The organism is Altererythrobacter sp. GH1-8 (assembly GCF_043702085.1).
Taxonomy (GTDB): domain Bacteria; phylum Pseudomonadota; class Alphaproteobacteria; order Sphingomonadales; family Sphingomonadaceae; genus Erythrobacter.
Genome location: NZ_CP171690.1, coordinates 2,030,292 through 2,049,624, shown reverse-complemented (window position 1 = coordinate 2,049,624; position 19,333 = coordinate 2,030,292). Strand labels below are relative to the sequence as shown.

Here is a 19,333-nt window from a genome sequence, read left to right as displayed (position 1 = left end):
TGCCCTCTACGAGGCCGGCGCAAGGACTGAGCGCGTCCAGAATGCCACAGGGCCTGCCGAATGCGCGTGAACTTGCTTCAAGTATGCCGCAGAACACTCTGTTTTTGCTTTGTTAATGTGAAGAATGGTCATAAGTTGGGCGGCAGGGACGCAGGGGGAATCGATGCCGATTTATAATCAGGCTGGTCAGTCGATCAGCAACACGCAGACGCTGACAGAAAATGTCAGGCTGACTGCAACCAACATTACCTTCACCAATACTGAGCTTGGCCGCATCCTCGCGCAGTTCTTCTTTGATGTCGGCGGCTCAACGCTTGTCAACGACGTGGGCGGCTATATCGGTGCGGGCGAAGGGGATGACCCCTGGACCTACGAAGCTATTTTCGGCTCGTCAGGCGCTGACACGATCATCGATCGCGGGACGATTGCTGGCCTGATCGATCTGGGTGCAGGCAATGACACCCTGATTAGCGATTCAGCCGGCAGCACTTACGCGACGACCGTGTTTGGCGCGAATATGGGCGATGGCGATGACCTGTTGCGGTTCGAAGGCTCGACCGCGCCGTTCTTCGTCTATGGCAATGGCGGCGAAGGAACCGACACGTTCGAATTCGCGGCGACGACCAATCAAGTTTACGGCACGCATCTGACCGGGTTCGAGATCCTGTCGCTCCGGGCGGGCGGCAACTACAGTGAGTTCAGCGGCTACACACAGATCGTTGGCGCGGCCGGAATGCTCACCGGAATCTACAATCTTGTCGACAGCTTGAACCCGCTGGCTGACATTTCTCTTGCCGGCTCCTGGTGGGGCTTCCAGCGATCCACCGCAGCCTCGCTCACTGGCGGCGACCAAGGCGAGATCGTCTGGTTTGGCTTCACCAGTACCATCAGCGGCGCGATTTCGCTGGGCGGAGGTGATGACGGCATCGACTTCAGTAATGGCGCAACAGTCACCAGTGTTGGCGCCACCGCCATCGATGGCGGTGCCGGTGATGCCGACACGCTGAGCTATTTCCTCACCGGTGCGATTTCTGATTCGCTCAGCACCGTTACCGGGTTCGAGCGGCTGCGGCTAACCAATGGGACCGACGAGGGGACCGCTGCGATCACTTTGTCTGACATTTCCGGCTTTACCAGCATCTACGCCGAGTCAGCCGTCGATATGACGTTTCTATCGGGCGACATAACCGGCGCGGAAATCGGCGGATCGGTTGGCGGGTCGATCTTCATCGCTGACGGCGTTACGGTTGCAAGCTACTTCTATGGTGCGCCCGGCTGGCCGGTAAATACGGGCCTGACAGCCCCCAATTTCACCAACTCCACCGTTTTGACCAATGAAGGCGCGATCACAGGGGGCGTAATCTTCTATGACGGCGATGATTTGTATGACGGCATCAATGGCTCAGTCGGCGGGGCTGTGCGCGGCAATGCCGGCAATGACACACTGATCGGCGGCGTCGCGGCGGATGAATTCCACGGCGATGCAGGGGCTGACACGCTGCGCGGCAATGGCGGCGATGATTTGCTCTTCGGCGGCGCAGGCACGGATACGGCAATCTTCAGCGGGTTGCTGGCCGCCTACAGCGTTACCCATATCAGCAGCGGCGTGTTCGAAGTCGTCGGTGCTGACGGGACTGACCTCGTCACAGACATCGAATTCCTGCAATTTGATGATGAGCTGCTCAGACTCCGCCCCGGCCCTGGCGAGACAGTCGATTTCTCAGCCAATGCCGCAACCTATATGAGCGATATTCGCGATTATGACGGGAACGCGCTCGGCGGAAATGAAGGCTGGCTATGGATCGGTGCCGCGGATGTGAACGGCGATGGTGATCTCGACCAGATTCTCGTCAACGATACGATCGGCCGCTTTGCGACAATCGATACAGCGCCTGATGGCCTGGTCTATTTTGACGACCATGGCCGGTTCGGCGAGACCCGAGTGGTAGGCATCTATATCGATCCACTGGTTGCCTCTCGCGAAGTTGAAGCGGGCAGCGAATTCGACAGTCAGGCACGCTTCCGGAACGACCTCGAGATCGAGAACATCAACGGTGTCCTCGGCGCGGACGACTACGATGGCGATGGCATCTGGGAAGTCTATTTCGCGCTGACCGATGGGACGGCTTACCTGCGCGCCTTCATGCATGCCGACGGTAACATCCGTTATGCAAACTATCAGTCAGAGCAGCAGATGATCGATTATCTGACAGCGAACGGCTATAATGAAAGCACGTATGGCAGCTGGCTTTATGGTTCCGGCGCGCAGGAAGACCCGGCCAGCAGCGGGAAGGCTTCGAGCCTGCTCGATCCGGTCGCGGACCCTGAGAGCAGCGACAAGCAAGATGCCGGTTCGGGCAGCAGCTCAGGCAGCGGCTCAGGCGGCGGCGATGGGTGGATGATGCCGGGTGACATCCTCGCAGGAGAGCTGGCTCTCGCCAGCCAATCCCTGCTCGAACAGCAACTGCACGCCGAATTCTTCGGGTAGTTGGCCAAATCGGCAAGTTTTTGAACCGTCCCCGGGGAAACCTATAGAAAACCTGAAGTCCCATCACCGGTATAAACGCGTATGATTCCAGTCCTCTTCGTACGCATCTTCCCAACCGGGCCTTTCGGGTCGCACCAATGGGTCTGCCTTTTGTAGGTGTCGAAGGGTGGCCCCGCGCACCTGCTGCGCGGGGTCAATGCTGTCACTTATCGATCTGACAAGGTTCTGGTCGGAAACCGGTTTCAATTGCAATCAATCTTCGGTTCAAGTTTGGCCCGCTAAATCAAGGCATCGGGTCGCTTTCCCTCAAACCAGAGGGACAAGCGCTTTCACTTGACTACCGGAGATATTATGAAGGCCCAGATTCTGGCCACTACCGCACTTGCAGCCCTGCTGGCCGGCTGCGCAACCACTACAGGAGAGCCCATGGGCACAGTCGTGCAAACCGCTGCAGAAGCTGCAACGATCCCTGAAGCCACTGGCTATTTCGCTGAGATCAGCAATCTGCCTTTCCATGCGCCCGATTTCACCAAGATCAGCGAAGACGACTATATCCCGGCCTTCGAACAAGGCATGGCGATCCAGCAGGCCGAAGTGACCGCGATCACGTCCAATCCCGAAGCACCGAACTTCGACAACACCATCCTTGCGCTGGAAAAATCAGGCCGGATGCTCAGCCGCGTGAGCCTGGTTTTCTACCAGCTGACCGGCACCAACACGAACGACAATCTCGATGCGATCAATGCCGAGATAAGCCCGAAACTTACCGCGCATTATGACAGCATCAATCTGAACCCTCAGCTGTTCGCTCGGGTCAAGTCGATCTACGACAACCGCGCCGCCATGACCATGCTGCCGGAAGACTCGGTGCTTTTGGAAAACACCTACAAGGACATGGTTCATGCAGGTGCCCAGCTGACGGAGGAACAGCGCGAACAGGTCAAGGCCATCAACACTGAACTTTCGACGCTCACCACTGATTTCAGCAAGGCCGTGCGCGAGGCCACTAACGAACAGCCGCTCGTGGTCGACACGGCCGAAGAACTGGCTGGCCTGTCAGACAGCGAGATTGCGGCTGCGGCAAAACTGGCGGCGGAAAAGGGCTTTGAAGGCAAGTTCGCAATCGCGTTGCAGAACACCACGCAGCAGCCACTGCTTCCGGCGCTGGAAAACCGGGAAACCCGCGAAAAGATGTTCAAGCTGAGCCTCAATCGCGCGGATGGGACCAATCCAGAGCACGACACGCGCACTCTGCTGGCCAGGATCGCGGCGCTGCGCGCGCAGAAGGCCGAACTGTTCGGTGAGCCTGACTGGGCGAGCTACACCATGTATGACCGCATGGCCAAGAAGCCCCAGACCGCGCTCGACTTCATGGAGCAGATGGTCCCTGCCCTTGCCGCTACGCAGCGCCGTGAAGCGGAAATCCTCAACGATCGCATTGCTGAAGACGGCAAGAACTTTTCCGTGCAGCCGTGGGACTGGTATCGCTATGCCAACAAGGTGAAGGCAGAGCAGTACGCGTTCGACGAGGACGTCGCGGCAGAGTACTTCCAGCTCGACAAGGTGCTGGAAGATGGCGTGTTCTTCATGGCCGAGAAGCTCTACGGCCTCACTTTCCAGAAGCGCACCGATATCCCGGTCTATCACCCCGATGTGACCGTCTACACCGTGTTTGAGGAAGACGGATCGGAGCTCGGCCTGTTCTACTTCGACCCGTTCCAGCGTCCGTCCAAGCGAGGCGGTGCATGGATGGGCAATTTCGTCGAGCAATCGCACCTGTGGGGCACCAAGCCGGTGGTCTACAACGTGCTCAACATCCCCAAGGCGGGCGATGGCGAAGTACAGCTGGTCGATTCCGACAATGTCCAGACGATCTTCCATGAATTCGGTCATGCCGTGCATGGCCTGTTCGCAAACCAGAGGTATGAAAGCCTGTCGGGCACGAATGTCGCGCGCGACTTCGTCGAATATCCGAGCCAGGTTCACGAAATGTGGGCGGTCTATCCTGAAGTGCTGCAGAATTATGCCAAGCACTACAAGACCGGCGAAACCATTCCGGCAGAACTGGTCGAGAAAATGGAAGCCGCCGGCAAGTGGAACGAAGGCTATGACTTCGGCGAAGTGGTAGAAGCCGCTCTGCTCGATATGAAGTGGCATTCGCTCTCCGCAGCAGAAGCCGCTGCTATCGACACGCCGGAAGAGGTCGATGCGTTTGAAGAAAAGGCGCTGAAGGAGCTCGGCCTCGAGATCGAACTGGTGCCGCCGCGCTATCGCAGCAGCTACTTCAACCACATCTTCTCATCGCCTGCGGGCTATTCGGCTGGCTATTACAGCTATCTGTGGTCGCAGATGCTCGACCATGACAGTCGTAAATGGTTCCTCGACAATGGCGGCCTCACCCGCAAAAATGGCGCGCGGTATCGCGAGACCGTGCTGAGCCTCGGCGGCACTAAGGAATATTCGCAGATGTACCGCGACTTCACAGGCCGCGATCCGACAATCGAGCCGCTGCTGGAGGCGCGCGGTCTCGTCAGCACTGAAGGCGAATAACGCGTTTCTCCTTGGACGGGAGAATTTGGAAAGGGCGACCCCTAACCGGGTTGCCCTTTTTCGTTGCGCTTACGCAGTAACGAGTGCTCGCGCAGCCGGCTCGCCGATCCAGTGCGTCTCGACGCCCCAGACATCGGCGATGATCTTGCTGGACAGCGTTTGTTCGGGATTTCCGTCCGTAACCAGAGCCCCTTCATTCAGCACCAGCACGCGGTCGGCATGGTTCATCGCGGTGGCGAGATCATGCAGGACGATCACGACACCTGTTCCGGCATCCGCCGCAGCGCGTAAGTGCTTGAGCAGAGCTTGCTGATGCGCGAGATCAAGCGCAGCGAGCGGCTCGTCAGCGAGGATCCACTCGGGTTCGCCCGCCAGCACCCGTCCGAGCAATGCGCGCGCTTTTTCGCCGCCAGAAAGCTGCGACGCCGGGCGGCGGCGCAAATCCTCCAGGTCCAACGCAGCCATCGCGCGTTCGACCGCTTCGTCGCCCCGGTCGCGGTGCGGCAAGCGGCCCAGCCGCACGAGGTTGGCGACAGAGACATCCCACGCGACCTCTGCGCTTTGCGGCAGATAGCCGATCCGCTTGGCGCGTTCGCGGGGGTGGATTGCAGAGAGCGCCGCTCCGTCAAGGCTGACACGCCCCGATACTGGCTCAAGCAGGCTCGCAAGCGCCATCAGCAGGCTTGATTTGCCCGCGCCATTGGGTCCGCAGATAGCGGTAATCGCGCCAGGACCGAGATCGGCGGAGACTCCGCTCAACCGGCCGGGAATGGTGAGGTTCTGCGCGCACAGCATCACACCTGCCCCCTGCGCATACGCAGCAGCAGCCAGAGGAAGAACGGCGCGCCGATCAGGCTCAGCGCAATGCCAAGACGCAGCTCTGTGACCAACGGCAGAATCCGAACGACGCTGTCCGCGACAAGTACCAGCAGTCCTCCTGCCAGCGCGCTAGGAAGCAGCAGGTTCGATGGCAGTCGGTCGGTCAGCGGGCGGACAAGATGCGGCACGATCAGACCTACGAAACCGATGATGCCTGCAACCGCCACGCCCGCACCGACCGTCAGCCCGACGCCCAGCACGAGCAGCCAGAGCAGCCGGGTGGTATCGACCCCCATGCTGCGCGCGGCGCCTTCGCCCAATGTCAGCGCGTCCAGGCTTTTCGCGGCAAAGCCCAGTACGACCAGCCCGACCAGCACCAGCGGCGCGGCGATTTGCACATCGCCCCAGCTGCGGTCGGTCAGCGCACCGTTGAGCCACATCACGATCTCGCTCATCGCAAAGGCGGAAGACGCGAGTGTTATGGCGAGCGCAGTCAGCGCACCTGCCAGGCTTGCGATCATCAGGCCTGCGAGCGTGAACAGCGCGATCCCTCCGCTCCGCCCGGCAATGATCGCAAGCAGCGCCATGCCTGCCCCTGCCCCTGCAAGCGCAAAGGCGGGCAGCTGCCATCCACCGGTAAGGCCAAAGGTAAAGCTCGCGACCGCGCCCAGCGCCGCCATGGGCGCAATGCCGAACAGGCCGGGATCGGCGAGCGGGTTGCGCAGATAGCCCTGCATTGCCGCGCCCGCTGTTCCCAGTCCTGCCCCCACGATTACCGCCAGCAGGCTGCGCGGCAGGCGCAATTCCATCAGGATGAGCGCGGCATTGGGCGGCGCATCAATGGGATCGAACGGGTCGATCCACACCCGCCCCGCGAGCAGCGAAAGAGGAAATACTACCAGCAACAACGCGCCAAAGACGAGCGCCGCGCGGTTCATGACGCTTTCTCCCGCGTCATTTGCTCGCGGATTTCGACAAGCCGCTCCATCGCCTTGATGATGGTTGGCCCGCCGCAATAAAGCAGCGCCGGATCGAGCGTCTCGACTCGCGTACCTTCGAGCTCTGCCAGCGCCGGGTGCAATTGCCCGCGCGACTGACCAGCTATCAGCAGCAATTCCGGCGGGTTTGCCAGCAGGGTTTCGAGCGGCAGGTAGTCCGCCTGCCCCATCCCGAGCGCTGCGCTGTGGCTGGCAAAACCGGCTTCACGCAGCAGCTCGCTGATGAGAGTGCCCTCGCCCGGCACGATTTCACCCGGTTGCCACAGCACGGTGGAGATCGCGCGCTGATCGGCGGCCGGTCGGCCGCGCGCAACCGCGCGATCTATCTCGACGGCCAGCTCGGCAGCTCGCTCCGCGCGATAGACCAGATCGCCAACATAACGGATTTGCGCCTGGCTTTCGGCGATGCTGGTGGGGCTGGAGAAGGTGCGCAATATGATCCCCAGCTCCTGCATCGCCTGACGCGTTGCTGGCGCGACAAAGCTGCTCGCCAGCACCACATCGGGATCGCGCGCCAGCAGCTCCTCCACTGTGTCGCCGGTCGATGCGAATTGGCTGACGACGTCGGGGGCAAGCGAGCTCGAGGCCGGATCATGGCTGTAATGCGAGATCGCAAGCACCTGATACGGCTCAGCAACATTGACCAGCATGGCATCCACGCAAGGGTTGAGGCTGATGTAGCGCGGCGCTCGCAGCGCCGCCGCGTCTGATTCGCGATTACCGGCCGGGACACAGGACATAGTGGCCACGGCTGCGGCGACCGCCGTCAGCGAGGAAAATGCAGTGCGGATGGATGGGCGCAGAGTTATCATCACTTCTCGTTCGATGCGGCGATAGAGTCGCGCTGGCCATGCAGCAAGAGCGAACCGCGCTCCGCCGCACCATGCTTAACGAGCGTGAAACCCTGTTCTTGCGCCAATGCATTAGGTGATTGCGCTTAGAAAGACGGCAAGAACAACGCCATATCAAGGGTCGCAACCGATGGCTTACACGCCCAACACCGCTTTTTCCCTGACGCAGCGCGCGCTCGCTCCGCTGCGCACGCCTGCTGCGCTGCCCAAGCCCGCCAACATGAACGGCGCGCCTGTGGTCGAGGAAGCAGTGCTGCGCGACACTTTGCGGCATTTCGGGGAGTATGGGCTTGGCGCTGCGGGCAAGGCGCTCGAAACTGCAGAAGCAGCCTTTACAAGGGGTGATCGCGCAACGGGACACCACTGGCTTGAAATCGGCCGGGCGCTGGATCGCCGGGGCGCGGCGCGGCTGGAGCGCGCGCTTTCGCTTGTCTGAACGATCGCGGCAGGAACACTACCCCCGGGCGTTCTCCAGGCTTTACCTTACGTATCCCGCAGCACCGGGCACTCGCGCGCATCTAAATGCTATTGCGAACCACTTGCAAAGATAGTTGTCAAATCAGACCTTTTGCTGGTTGCAATCGCCTATGTGCCCGTTAAAGCGACCGTGTGAAATCGGGATGCATAAGGCCTCGCGGGACCGGCTGTGCAAACCTTGATCAATCCCTCGGTCTCGCGCGATTGATACGAAGGACGTGACTAGAATCATGGCACGCAAGAAGATTGCTCTCATCGGCGCCGGCATGATCGGCGGAACACTCGCTCACCTGGCGGCGAAGAAAGAAATGGGCGACATCGTCCTGTTCGACATTGCGGAAGGCATGCCGCAGGGCAAGGCATTGGACCTCAGCCAATGCGGACCGATCGAAGGCTTCGATGCGTCGATCAAGGGCACAAACGATTACGCTGATATTGCTGGCGCGGACGTTGTAATCGTGACCGCAGGCGTTCCGCGCAAGCCCGGCATGAGCCGCGATGATCTGCTCGGCATCAACCTCAAAGTGATGAAAGCGGTCGGCGAAGGCATCAAGAACAACTGCCCCGACGCGTTTGTTATCTGCATCACCAACCCGCTCGACGCGATGGTCTGGGCGCTGCGCGAATTCAGCGGCCTGCCGCACAACAAGGTAGTCGGCATGGCGGGTGTGCTTGACAGCGCGCGCTTCGCGACCTTCCTCGCCTGGGAATTCGGCTGCTCGGTCAAGGACGTGAACGCCTTCGTCCTCGGCGGCCACGGCGACACCATGGTACCGGTCACGAGCTACACCACGATCAACGGCATCCCGGTGAACGATTACGCCAAGATCAAGGGCGTTGCGCCTGAGCGTATCGACGAAATCGTCAAGCGCACCCGCGCGGGCGGCGGCGAAATCGTCCAGCTGCTCGGCACCGGTTCAGCCTATTATGCTCCTGCGACCAGCGCGATCGCGATGGCCGAAGCCTACCTGGGCGACCAGAAGCGCATCCTGCCGTGCGCCTCCTACGTGGAAGGCAAATACGGCCTCGATGGCCTCTATGTCGGCGTCCCCACCGTGATCGGCGCAGGCGGCACGGAAGAAGTGATCGAAATCGAGCTCAGCGACGAAGAGAAAGCCAACCTCAAGGTCAGCACCGACGCGGTCGAGGAACTGCTTGAGGCGTGCAAAGGCCTGGATAGCTCGCTGGCGTGACCATTGAGGTTTCCATCTTTTGGGCAATGCTACTGCTGTGCATCGTCGCATGGCTTGCCGGAATGTTTGTTCCCAAACTGCGCCGAAGTTGGCTCTCAACCTGCGGCGCGGCGTTAGTGTTCGTGCCAGGTGTTTTGGAGTTCATGGACGCTCCGGTTCATCTGATTGGATTTCGAGGTGAAGCGTATTACGCCTTCGCAATCCCCGCCCTTTTGATGATCCCAGTCGGCATCATTTGCTTAACTCTTGCGCTTACAGCTCGCGCAAAACTCCGTCCTTTTGGAACAATTGAAGAGGAATTCTGAATGTCCATCCTCGTAAACAAAGACACCTGTCACCCCGGCGCAGGCCGGGGTCCAGAGCGGCTTGGTGGGGCCTTTGTTTCGCTGGACACAGGCCTTCGCCAATATGACGTGTGAGACGAGAAAATGAACAAAGGCGGCTTCGTCTACATCATGGCGAGCCGAAGGAATGGGACGATTTACATTGGTGTGACCTCCGATCTACCCAAACGGGCATGGGAGCACCGAGAAGGAATAATTGAAGGCTTCACGAAGAAATATGGCTGCAAAATGTTGGTCTGGTTTGAACAACATGACGACATTGAAGAGGCTATACGCCGCGAACGCCAATTGAAAGAATGGAAGCGCGCATGGAAATTGCGCGTGATTGAAGAGATGAACCCCGACTGGGACGATTTGTTTGAGTTGGTTTGCAAATGAGCTGGACCCCGGCCTGCGCCGGGGTGACGAATGGAGAAACAATTAAATGTCCATCCTCGTAAACAAAGACACCAAGGTCATCACGCAAGGGATGACCGGCAACACCGGCACCTTCCACACGCAGCAGGCGCTCGATTACGGGACGCAGATGGTTGCGGGTGTGACGCCGGGCAAAGGCGGAACCGAGCATATCGGCCTGCCGCAATTCGACACGGTGCGCGAGGCCAAGGAAGCGACCGGCGCGACTGCCAGCTGCATTTACGTGCCGCCGCCCTTCGCCGCTGACGCGATTTGCGAGGCTATCGATGCCGAGATGGAACTGATCATCTGCATCACCGAGGGCATTCCGGTGCTGGACATGGTGCGCGCCAAGGCTGCGCTCACCGGCTCGAAATCGCGCCTGATCGGTCCGAACTGCCCCGGCGTTCTGACGCCTGACGAGTGCAAGATCGGCATCATGCCCGGCTCCATCTTCAAGAAGGGCTCGGTCGGCGTAGTCTCGCGTTCCGGCACGCTGACCTATGAGGCCGTCCACCAGACCACCATGGTCGGTCTTGGCCAGACCACCGCGGTCGGCATTGGCGGTGACCCGGTCAACGGCACCAACTTCATCGACGTGCTCGACCTGTTCCTCGACGATCCCGAAACCAAGTCGATCATCATGATCGGCGAAATCGGCGGATCAGCAGAAGAAGAAGCCGCTGAGTTCCTGAAGCAAGAGGCCGCGAAGGGCCGCAGCAAGCCTACGGTCGGCTTCATCGCAGGCCGCACCGCCCCTCCGGGACGCCGCATGGGCCATGCCGGCGCCATCGTGTCCGGCGGCAAAGGCGGCGCGGAAGACAAGATCGCGGCGATGGAAGATGCAGGCATTCGTGTTTCCCCCTCCCCGTCCGAACTCGGCACCACGCTCGACGCGATGCTCAAGGAAATGGCGTGATGTGAGTCCCCGCGCAGGCGGGGACCTCCATCGGTTGGGAGAAACGCTTGCAAGAAGGTTTCGTCTACATTGTCACTAATCGCACGGATGGTGTGCTTTACATCGGTGTCACAACGGACTTGGCCCATCGGATCGAGCAACATCGATCTGGATATGGCTCAAGCTTTACGAAGCGATACAACTGTTACCGTCTCGTGTGGTTTCAATGGTTTGATGATCTGAACGACGCGCAACGCTTCGAAAGACGGATGAAGAAATGGAACCGGGAATGGAAAGTGAATCGGATCAAAGAGAGAAACCCTTCATGGGCCGATCTTGTATCCTCGATCCCACACTTAACTTGAAGGAGGTCCCCGCCTACGCGGGGACTCGCGACTGACATGGGCAACGAAAACCAGAACTTCATCCCCGAACTCAGCGATCAGGAAGGACCGCAACCAGGCCCCAGCTGGGCGCGGCCGAACTGGCTGAAGGAAGTCGCGGATAGCGACGCTGACCTTGTTCAGGCGCTTGATCCCACCGCAATGAAAATGGCGGTCGAGAAAGCGGCCAAGCAAGCAGGCAAGCCCGCCGACCCCAAGGCAATCGAACAGGCCGCGGCCAATTCGATCAAGGCGATGATGCTGGTGCGGCTCTACCGTGTGCGCGGACACATGGCGGCCAATCTCGATCCACTGGGGCTGCATGATCGTGGAACGCCTGAAGACCTGACGCTCAAATTCCACGGCTTTGAAGGACAGGAAGACACTGAGGTATTTGTGGGCGGAGTGCTGGGTCTCGAATGGACCACGGTGCGCGAGCTCTACAACACGCTTCGCGCGACTTATTGCGGCGCGGTGGGCCTTGAATACATGCACATCGCGGACACGGAAGAACGCCGCTTCCTGCAGGACAAGTTCGAAAGCCCGGGAGAGACAATCCAGTTTACCGATGAAGGCAAGAAAGCCATCCTGGCGGCGGTCATCCGCGGCGAAGGCTACGAAGCGTTCCTTGGCAAGAAATATGTCGGGACCAAGCGCTTTGGCCTCGATGGCGGCGAGTCCATGATCCCGGCGCTGGAAGCCGTGATCAAGTATGGCGGCTCTACCGGAGTGCGCGAGATCATCTACGGCATGGCGCACCGTGGGCGCCTGAACGTCCTCGCGAATGTGATGGCAAAGCCCTACAAGGTCATCTTCCACGAATTCTCAGGCGGCTCCGCCAACCCTGAGGATGTCGGAGGATCAGGCGATGTGAAATATCACCTGGGCACGAGCACAGACCGCACTTTCGACGATATCGAAGTGCACATGTCGCTGGTCCCCAACCCCTCGCACCTCGAAGCGGTCAACCCGGTCGTGCTGGGCAAGACCCGCGCGCAGCAGGCGATCCGCGACGATCTGAAGAAGCACGAGCAGGTCCTGCCAGTCCTGATCCACGGCGATGCCGCGTTTGCAGGCCAAGGCGTTGTCTGGGAAAGCCTCTCGCTCTCGGGCGTACCCGGTTATGACACGGGCGGCTGCATCCACTTCATCATCAACAACCAGATCGGGTTTACCACCAGCCCGAAATTCGCGCGCAGCTCGCCTTACCCGAGTGACGTTGCGAAAGGTGTCATGGCGCCGATCCTGCACGTCAATGGCGATGATCCGGAAGCCGTGACCTTTGCCTGCAAGCTCGCGGTCGAATACCGCCAGACTTTCGGGCGCGACATCGTGATCGACATGTGGTGTTATCGCCGCTTCGGCCACAATGAAGGCGATGAGCCGAAATTCACGCAGCCGATCATGTATGATGCGATCCGCAAGCATCCCAAGGTCAGCGCGATCTATGCGGATCGCCTGATCGAAGAAGGCGTGATCGAACAGGGCTATGCCCCGCAACTGCGCGAGGAATTCGAGCAGCTGCTGGAGGAGGAGTTCGAAGCGGCCAAGAGCTACAAGCCCAACGAAGCCGACTGGTTCGGCGGCCGCTGGGCGGGCCTCAACAAGCCGGTCGATGATGAGACGGCGCGCCGCAATGTGCACACCGCAATCGAGCGCAAACTGTTCGACAGCCTCGGCCGCACGCTCACGACTGTCCCGGACGATGTGAACATCCACAAGACCTTGGGCCGCGTTCTGGCGGCCAAGGCAGAAATGTTCGAGAGCGGCGAAGGCTTCGACTGGGCAACCGCAGAGGCGCTCGCCTTCGGCAGTCTTGTGACTGAGGGCTTTGGCGTGCGTTTGTCCGGTCAGGACTCAGGCCGCGGCACGTTCAGCCAGCGCCATGCGGTATGGGTCGATCAGGATACCGAGAAGAAGTACATTCCGCTCACCACGCTGCCGCATGGCAAGTTCGAGGTCTATGACAGCACGCTTTCCGAATATGGCGTGCTCGGCTTTGAATACGGCTTTGCGATGGCCGATCCCAAGAGCCTGGTGATGTGGGAAGCGCAGTTCGGCGATTTCGCCAATGGCGCGCAGATCATGATCGATCAGTTCATTGCCTCGGGTGAAGCCAAATGGCTGCGCGCAAACGGCCTCGTGATGCTGCTGCCCCACGGCTATGAAGGCCAGGGGCCGGAGCATAGCTCAGCCCGGCTTGAGCGCTTCCTGAATCTGTGCGCGAACGACAATATCCAGGTTTGCAACATCACCACGCCAGCGAACTATTTCCACGTGCTGCGCAGGCAGATGCTGCGCCCGTTCCGCAAGCCGCTGGTGATCATGACGCCGAAGTCGCTCCTGCGCCATCCCATGGCGAAGAGCCCCGCGGAGGAGTTCCTTGGCGAGCATCACTTCATGCGGATCAAGTCTGACACGGCGGAGATCGCGGACGACAAGGTCAAGCGGTTGGTGCTGTGCTCGGGCAAGGTTGCTTATGACCTGATCCAGAAGCGCGATGAGGAAGGGCTGAAAGACGTGTCGATCGTACGGATCGAGCAGCTCTATCCCTTCCCAGGCGAAGCACTCACCAAGCGGCTATCGCGGATGAAGAACCTGCAGGATGTGATCTGGTGTCAGGAAGAACCGCGCAATAACGGCGCGTGGTTGTTTGTGCAGGAACACATCGAGGAAGCGCTTGCTGGCGCAGGGCATGACGGCATGCGCCCACGCTATGCCGGACGTGACGCATCGGCCTCGCCTGCAACGGGCCTCGCCAAGCGCCACCAGGAACAGCAGGAGAAGCTTGTTGAAATCGCGCTCGGTATCGCAACGGACAAAAAACTGCCGAAAGAAAAGCCCCCTCGCGGCAAGATGACCTGAGCGTCGCGGATACACGCCCTCAAGAGCCAATTTACAGGATACTCAAGGACCACAACCCATGGCCACTGAAATCAAAGTTCCCACCCTCGGCGAGTCGGTTACCGAAGCCACCGTCGGCGAATGGCTGAAGCAGCCCGGCGATGCCGTTGCGGTCGATGAACCGATCGCCAGCCTCGAGACGGACAAGGTCGCGGTCGACGTGCCTTCGCCCGTTGCAGGCGTGCTCGCCTCCCATGCGGTTGCCGTGGGCGACACTGTCGAGGTCGGCGCGCTGATCGCGACTGTCGATGAAGGCGCGACCGGTGCAGCGACCAAGGGCGAGGAACCGGCTCGCGCGCAGCAGCAACGCGAAGACGGCGAAGCGAAACGCCAGGAAAGTGCACCGGCGGATGCCTCCTCAGTGACCATGTCGCCTGCGGTGCGCCGCGCGGTGCTGGAACACGGGGTCGATCCGACCACGATCAAGGGCACCGGCAAGGATGGCCGCCTCACCAAGGAAGACGTGCTGGCCGCTGCGAAGGCGAAAAGCGATCCTGCACCCACCCAGAAGTCTGAAGCTGCGCCTGCGCCGGCTGCTGCCGCTCCATCCGGCTCGCGAGGCACCGAGCGCGTGAAGATGACGCGGATGCGCCAGACCATCGCCAAGCGCTTGAAAGGCGCACAGGAAAACGCCGCGCTGCTGACGACCTTCAACGATGTCGACATGTCGGCCGTGATGGAAGCGCGCAACAAATACAAAGACCTGTTCGCGAAGAAACATGACATTCGCCTGGGCTTCATGGGCTTTTTTGCGAAAGCTTCGTGCCTCGCGCTGAAGGACGTGCCCGCGGTCAACGCCTATATCGAAGGCGATGAAATCGTCTACCACGACTATGTCGATATCTCGGTCGCTGTCTCTGCGCCGAACGGTCTGGTTGTCCCGGTCATTCGCGATGCCGACAAGAAGGGCTTCGCGCAAATCGAGAAGGATATCGCGGATTTCGGCGCGCGTGCCAAGGAAGGCACGCTGACAATGGAAGACATGTCGGGCGGCACCTTCACGATATCCAATGGCGGCGTCTTCGGCAGCCTCATGTCGACCCCGATCATCAACCCACCGCAAAGCGCGGTGCTGGGCCTCCACCGGATCGAGGACCGTCCTGTTGTCGTTGATGGCGAGATTGTGATCCGCCCGATGATGTATATCGCATTGAGTTACGACCACCGCCTGATCGACGGGCGCGAGGCGGTAACCGCGCTGAAGATTATCAAGGAAGCGATCGAAGATCCGACTCGGATGCTGATCGACCTTTAATACTGGAACCCAAATCCGTTCGGGCTGAGCCTGTCGAAGCCCCGCTCTTTCTTAGAGAATGACGGATCAGAAGAAGTACGGCCCTTCGACAAGCTCAGGGCGAACGGAGAAGAGAATGGCTGACCATTCATACGACTACGACGTCCTGATCATTGGTGCCGGACCGGGCGGCTATGTCGCGGCGATCCGCGCGGCGCAGCTGGGCCTCAAGGTGGCCTGCGTAGAAGGGCGCGAGACACTGGGCGGAACTTGCCTCAACGTAGGCTGTATCCCGTCAAAGGCGATGCTGCACGCCAGCGAGTATTTCGACGCGGCGGCCAATGGCAAAATGGCGGACATGGGGATCGAGGTTAGCCCCAAGCTCAACCTTGAGAAGATGCACGGCCAGCGCCGCGATGCCGTCAAAGGTCTGACCGGCGGCATCGAATTCCTGTTCAAGAAGAACAAGGTCGACTGGAAGAAGGGTTATGCCAGCTTCGTTGACGGCCACACCGTCGAAGTTGGCCCTTCGACAGGCTCAGGACAGGCGGAAAAGGTCACCGCCAAGGACATCGTGATCGCGACAGGCTCTTCCGTCACCCCTCTGCCCGGCGTCGAGGTCGACAACGACAAGGGCATTGTGGTCGATTCCACTGGCGCGCTCGAGCTTAAGTCCGTGCCCAAGAAGATGGTCGTTATCGGCGGCGGCGTGATCGGGCTGGAGCTTGGCTCTGTCTGGCGGCGCCTCGGCGCAGAGGTCATCTGCGTCGAATTCCTCGATCAGATCCTGCCAGGCATGGACGGCGACGTGCGCAAGGAAGCGAACAAGATCTTCAAGAAGCAGGGCATCACCTTCAAGCTTTCCACCAAGGTCACTGGTGTCACCGTTAAGGGCAAGAAGGCCACTCTGACGCTGGAACCCGCCGCTGGCGGCCCTTCGACAGGCTCAGGACAGGCGAGCGAGACGCTCGAAGCCGATTGCGTGCTGGTTTCCATTGGACGCAAGCCCAACACCGAAGGGCTCGGCCTTGAGAATATCGGACTTGAAACCAATCAACGCGGCCAGATCGAAACCGACCATGACTTCCGCACTTCAGTCGACGGCGTATGGGCCATCGGCGACGTGATCCCAGGCCCGATGCTCGCCCACAAGGCCGAGGATGAAGGCATCGCGGTGGCAGAGAATATCGCGGGCGAAACCGGCATCGTGAACCACGATGTGATCCCCTCGGTGGTCTACACCTGGCCGGAAATCGCGGGCGTTGGCCTCACCGAAGAGCAGGCCAAGGAACGCGGCGAGGTCAAGGTCGGCAAGTTCCCGATGATGGCGAACAGCCGCGCGAAGACCAACCACGAGCCAGAAGGCTTTGTGAAGATCATCGCGGACGCGGAAACCGACCGCGTGCTGGGCGTGTGGGCGATTGCCAGCGTTGCCGGAACGATGATCGCAGAGGCAGGCATTGCGATGGAATTCGGCGCAACCTCGGAAGACATCGCCTATACCTGCCACGCGCACCCGACCCATGCAGAGGCGACCAAGGAAGCCGCGATGGCAGTGCGCGGCAAACCGATCCACATCTAGTTTGACACGGCAAGAGTGAGGCAGCGACTGAAGGAACGACTGCCCGCGCTCCTCGCGCTTGGCGTCCCAGTGGCGTCGGGCATCACGTGGTTGGCGGTAGCCAAAGCGCCGGCTGCATATATCGCGATGAACGCTAGCACGCTCGCGTTTGGCTTTGTGCTGATCTTGCTTCTGCGCGCCCCGCGAAAGGCGATGGTTCAACGCGCCCTGATCGCGGGGCTGCTGGCTCTTTTGTTCATGCCGCTTCTCACAGGGCCAGAGGTCAACGGCATTACCCGGTGGTTGCCACTCGGGCCGTTCCAGCTTCACGCAGGTATGCTTGCAATTCCTGCACTGGCCGTGCTTGCCGCGCGCGAGCCGGACTACGCTCCTCCGATCCTTCTCGCTGCGATCTTTGCGGCGTTGATCCAGCCAGATGCGGCGAATGGATTTGCACTGCTAGGCGCTAGCGCGGGGCTCTATTTCGCATCGCCGCAATGGCGACCGGGCGTTGTTGCCATCCTCGGTTTTGCCGCAAGCCTGCTGGCGGCGGTTCGCGGCCAGTTGCCCGCCCAGCCCTTTGTCGAACGGGTTCTGGTTGACGCCGCCCTGCTCCACCCGCTGGCGGCGCTAGCGCTGCTGCTCGCCTGGCTCGCCGGCTTCCTGTTGATGCTGAAGGCGCTGCCCTTGGGAAAAGCAGAACGCTATGCGCTCGCCGGAACACTCGGCGGGTTCATGGTGATGGCGTTGATCTCCCATTATCCGACCCCCCTGATCGGATATGGTGCGGCACCGATCCTGGGATATGCCATTGCGCTTGGCCTTGTGCGCGGCAACTCCAGAAGCGGGATTGCTGAGCAAACCGAGGGCAGCTAGGCACAAGCGGTACGGGAGACGAAGCTTTGACCTATCCAAGACTTACTGACGAGCCCGGCGCGCTTGCAACCGCCGCTGCCATCCGTGCCGGCAAGCTTTCGCCCGTCGAAGCAGTCGACGCAGCGATCGTGCGGCTCGAGCAAAACGACGCGCACATCAACGCGCTGGCGGTCGGAGATTTCGAACGCGCAATCGAGGCCGCGACGGCGCTCGAGAAATCAGGCCCGCGCGATGACCAACCGCTGTTCGGCGTTCCCATGACCGTCAAGGAAAGCTTTGATGTTGCTGGTCTTCCCACGACGTTCGGGCTAGAGCGTTACAAGGATCAAATCGCGCAAAAGGACTCGCGCATTGTCGAGCGCTTGAAGGCCGCAGGCGCAGTCATCATCGGCAAGACCAATGTTCCGCCGGACCTGACCGACTGGCAATCGAACAATCCCGTCTATGGCCGCACGAACAACCCCCACGATCACACGCGCTCTCCCGGCGGTTCCTCGGGTGGCTCGGCGGCGGCTGTCGCAATCGGCATGGTGCCATGCGAGTACGGCACAGACATTGGCGGCTCAATCCGCGTTCCCGCCCACTTCTGCGGGGTATGGGGGCACAAGCCAAGCTGGGGCCTCACCAGCAAGTGCGGACATCAGAGCCCGGCTTATGGCGGCAAGCCCGTGCATGACGGCGCTTTGTCTGCAGCAGGCCCTCTCGCGCGCAATGGCGAAGACATCGCAGCGCTCATGCAGGTCACGGCAGAACATGCGATGCCCAGCAATCCCAAGCCGCTGTCCGAATGCCGGTTTCTATGCGTTCAGCAAATCGATGGGGCGCCAGTCGACAATAGCGTCCTGACGCCCATGGCGGACGCACAAACTGCGCTTGCAGATGCTGGAGTCAATGTCGAAATCAGCAGTCCGCTGCTCCCCGATCTTGCAGCATTCCACCGCGACTACATACGGATGATGAACACCAGCATGGCACGCGGGGCTCCTGCCCCTGATGGAACGCGGGCGAGCGCTGCCGACTGGTTCGACCTGCTCGACCGTCAGGCTGAGTGCGAAGCCGAATGGGCAGCGTTGTTTGAAGAGTATGATTTCGTCCTAGCGCCCCCTGCCCCTGTGCTGGCGACGCCGCATGTCGCAGGATCGCTGTTCAAGACGGACATCAGCATCAATGGCGAAACCGTCCCGGCAGCATCTGGCCTCGCGTGGGCAGGAATTGCGACCTTTCCTCAATTGCCTTCTACGGTCTTGCCGATCGGGACTTTCGATGGGCTACCGTGCGGCATGCAGGTCATTGGCCCACGCTGGCGCGACATGGACTGTATCAATGCCGCCATCGCCATCGACCAAATTGTGAACGGGTAG

General features: G+C 60.4%; 16 protein-coding genes. 13 read left to right on the top strand and 3 right to left on the bottom strand.

The features are described from left to right. The first annotated feature begins 163 nt into the window (after positions 1 to 163). Both ACG9DO_RS10025 and ACG9DO_RS10020 read left to right on the top strand, forming a co-directional pair. Positions 164 to 2,488, top strand: coding sequence for a calcium-binding protein (locus tag ACG9DO_RS10025; RefSeq protein ID WP_394727486.1), 2,325 nt, complete (start codon positions 164 to 166; stop codon positions 2,486 to 2,488). Between the two features lie 351 nt (positions 2,489 to 2,839). After that, the gene (locus ACG9DO_RS10020; protein WP_394727484.1) at positions 2,840 to 5,038 is read left to right on the top strand and encodes a M3 family metallopeptidase; all 2,199 of its coding nucleotides are present in this window, start codon (positions 2,840 to 2,842) and stop codon (positions 5,036 to 5,038) included. 69 nt (positions 5,039 to 5,107) lie between these two features. On the opposite strand, the gene ACG9DO_RS10015 is transcribed toward ACG9DO_RS10020, so the two are convergent. Genes ACG9DO_RS10015 through ACG9DO_RS10005 form a run of 3 tightly spaced genes read right to left on the bottom strand, consistent with a single transcriptional unit; the run spans position 5,108 to position 7,667 of the window. Beyond that, on the bottom strand, positions 5,108 to 5,833 hold the full coding sequence (locus tag ACG9DO_RS10015; RefSeq protein ID WP_394727482.1) for an ABC transporter ATP-binding protein: 726 nt from the start codon (positions 5,831 to 5,833) through the stop codon (positions 5,108 to 5,110). Continuing rightward, complete coding sequence (locus ACG9DO_RS10010) at positions 5,833 to 6,795, bottom strand: FecCD family ABC transporter permease (RefSeq protein ID WP_394727480.1); 963 nt, start codon at positions 6,793 to 6,795, stop codon at positions 5,833 to 5,835. Before ACG9DO_RS10010 ends, ACG9DO_RS10015 begins: the two co-directional genes overlap by 1 nt. Beyond that, complete coding sequence (locus ACG9DO_RS10005) at positions 6,792 to 7,667, bottom strand: ABC transporter substrate-binding protein (RefSeq protein WP_394727478.1); 876 nt, start codon at positions 7,665 to 7,667, stop codon at positions 6,792 to 6,794. The genes ACG9DO_RS10010 and ACG9DO_RS10005 overlap by 4 nt, the downstream gene beginning before the upstream one ends. Before the next feature lie 169 nt (positions 7,668 to 7,836). On the opposite strand from ACG9DO_RS10005, the gene ACG9DO_RS10000 reads away from it, so the two are divergent. The 11 genes from ACG9DO_RS10000 (at position 7,837) to ACG9DO_RS09950 (ending at position 19,333) form a co-directional block, all read left to right on the top strand. Beyond that, positions 7,837 to 8,142, top strand: a complete 306-nt coding sequence (locus tag ACG9DO_RS10000; protein WP_394727476.1) for a hypothetical protein — start codon at positions 7,837 to 7,839, stop codon at positions 8,140 to 8,142. 271 nt (positions 8,143 to 8,413) lie between these two features. Next, positions 8,414 to 9,376 carry a malate dehydrogenase gene (mdh, locus tag ACG9DO_RS09995; RefSeq protein WP_394727474.1) on the top strand — a complete coding sequence of 321 codons (963 nt, stop codon included), beginning with the start codon at positions 8,414 to 8,416 and terminating at the stop codon, positions 9,374 to 9,376. After that, the gene (locus tag ACG9DO_RS09990) at positions 9,373 to 9,681 is read left to right on the top strand and encodes a hypothetical protein (protein ID WP_394727472.1); all 309 of its coding nucleotides are present in this window, start codon (positions 9,373 to 9,375) and stop codon (positions 9,679 to 9,681) included. Before mdh ends, ACG9DO_RS09990 begins: the two co-directional genes overlap by 4 nt. Positions 9,682 to 9,804: 123 nt before the next feature. Next, positions 9,805 to 10,098, top strand: a complete 294-nt coding sequence (locus ACG9DO_RS09985; protein WP_394727470.1) for a GIY-YIG nuclease family protein — start codon at positions 9,805 to 9,807, stop codon at positions 10,096 to 10,098. Positions 10,099 to 10,144: 46 nt separating this feature from the next. Beyond that, entirely contained in the window at positions 10,145 to 11,035 is an 891-nt protein-coding gene (gene sucD, locus ACG9DO_RS09980) for a succinate--CoA ligase subunit alpha (RefSeq protein WP_394727468.1), read from the top strand. Positions 11,036 to 11,082: 47 nt separating this feature from the next. Next, positions 11,083 to 11,379: a GIY-YIG nuclease family protein gene (locus ACG9DO_RS09975; RefSeq protein WP_394727466.1), complete on the top strand. Its 297-nt coding sequence runs from the start codon at positions 11,083 to 11,085 to the stop codon at positions 11,377 to 11,379. Positions 11,380 to 11,415: 36 nt separating this feature from the next. Next, positions 11,416 to 14,262, top strand: a complete 2,847-nt coding sequence (locus ACG9DO_RS09970) for a 2-oxoglutarate dehydrogenase E1 component (protein ID WP_394727464.1) — start codon at positions 11,416 to 11,418, stop codon at positions 14,260 to 14,262. 58 nt (positions 14,263 to 14,320) lie between these two features. Continuing rightward, positions 14,321 to 15,556 carry a 2-oxoglutarate dehydrogenase complex dihydrolipoyllysine-residue succinyltransferase gene (odhB, locus tag ACG9DO_RS09965; RefSeq protein ID WP_394727461.1) on the top strand — a complete coding sequence of 412 codons (1,236 nt, stop codon included), beginning with the start codon at positions 14,321 to 14,323 and terminating at the stop codon, positions 15,554 to 15,556. 115 nt (positions 15,557 to 15,671) lie between these two features. Further along, the gene (gene lpdA, locus ACG9DO_RS09960; RefSeq protein WP_394727459.1) at positions 15,672 to 17,117 is read left to right on the top strand and encodes a dihydrolipoyl dehydrogenase; all 1,446 of its coding nucleotides are present in this window, start codon (positions 15,672 to 15,674) and stop codon (positions 17,115 to 17,117) included. 126 nt (positions 17,118 to 17,243) lie between these two features. Next, positions 17,244 to 17,972, top strand: a complete 729-nt coding sequence (locus ACG9DO_RS09955; RefSeq protein WP_394727457.1) for a hypothetical protein — start codon at positions 17,244 to 17,246, stop codon at positions 17,970 to 17,972. A 26-nt stretch (positions 17,973 to 17,998) separates the two neighbouring features. Further along, positions 17,999 to 19,333 (top strand): amidase family protein, encoded by a 1,335-nt coding sequence (locus tag ACG9DO_RS09950; RefSeq protein WP_394727455.1) that lies wholly within the window; start codon positions 17,999 to 18,001, stop codon positions 19,331 to 19,333.

Coding starts and splice junctions, on each gene's coding strand:
- ACG9DO_RS10000 (WP_394727476.1), top strand. CDS start 7,837: ATGGCTTACACGCCCAACACCGCTTTTTCCCTGACGCAGCGCGCGCTC.
- ACG9DO_RS09970 (WP_394727464.1), top strand. CDS start 11,416: ATGGGCAACGAAAACCAGAACTTCATCCCCGAACTCAGCGATCAGGAA.
- ACG9DO_RS10010 (WP_394727480.1), bottom strand. CDS start 6,795: ATGAACCGCGCGGCGCTCGTCTTTGGCGCGTTGTTGCTGGTAGTATTT.
- odhB (WP_394727461.1), top strand. CDS start 14,321: ATGGCCACTGAAATCAAAGTTCCCACCCTCGGCGAGTCGGTTACCGAA.
- sucD (WP_394727468.1), top strand. CDS start 10,145: ATGTCCATCCTCGTAAACAAAGACACCAAGGTCATCACGCAAGGGATG.
- ACG9DO_RS09955 (WP_394727457.1), top strand. CDS start 17,244: ATGAACGCTAGCACGCTCGCGTTTGGCTTTGTGCTGATCTTGCTTCTG.
- ACG9DO_RS10025 (WP_394727486.1), top strand. CDS start 164: ATGCCGATTTATAATCAGGCTGGTCAGTCGATCAGCAACACGCAGACG.
- lpdA (WP_394727459.1), top strand. CDS start 15,672: ATGGCTGACCATTCATACGACTACGACGTCCTGATCATTGGTGCCGGA.
- mdh (WP_394727474.1), top strand. CDS start 8,414: ATGGCACGCAAGAAGATTGCTCTCATCGGCGCCGGCATGATCGGCGGA.
- ACG9DO_RS10005 (WP_394727478.1), bottom strand. CDS start 7,667: ATGATAACTCTGCGCCCATCCATCCGCACTGCATTTTCCTCGCTGACG.
- ACG9DO_RS09985 (WP_394727470.1), top strand. CDS start 9,805: ATGAACAAAGGCGGCTTCGTCTACATCATGGCGAGCCGAAGGAATGGG.
- ACG9DO_RS10020 (WP_394727484.1), top strand. CDS start 2,840: ATGAAGGCCCAGATTCTGGCCACTACCGCACTTGCAGCCCTGCTGGCC.
- ACG9DO_RS10015 (WP_394727482.1), bottom strand. CDS start 5,833: ATGCTGTGCGCGCAGAACCTCACCATTCCCGGCCGGTTGAGCGGAGTC.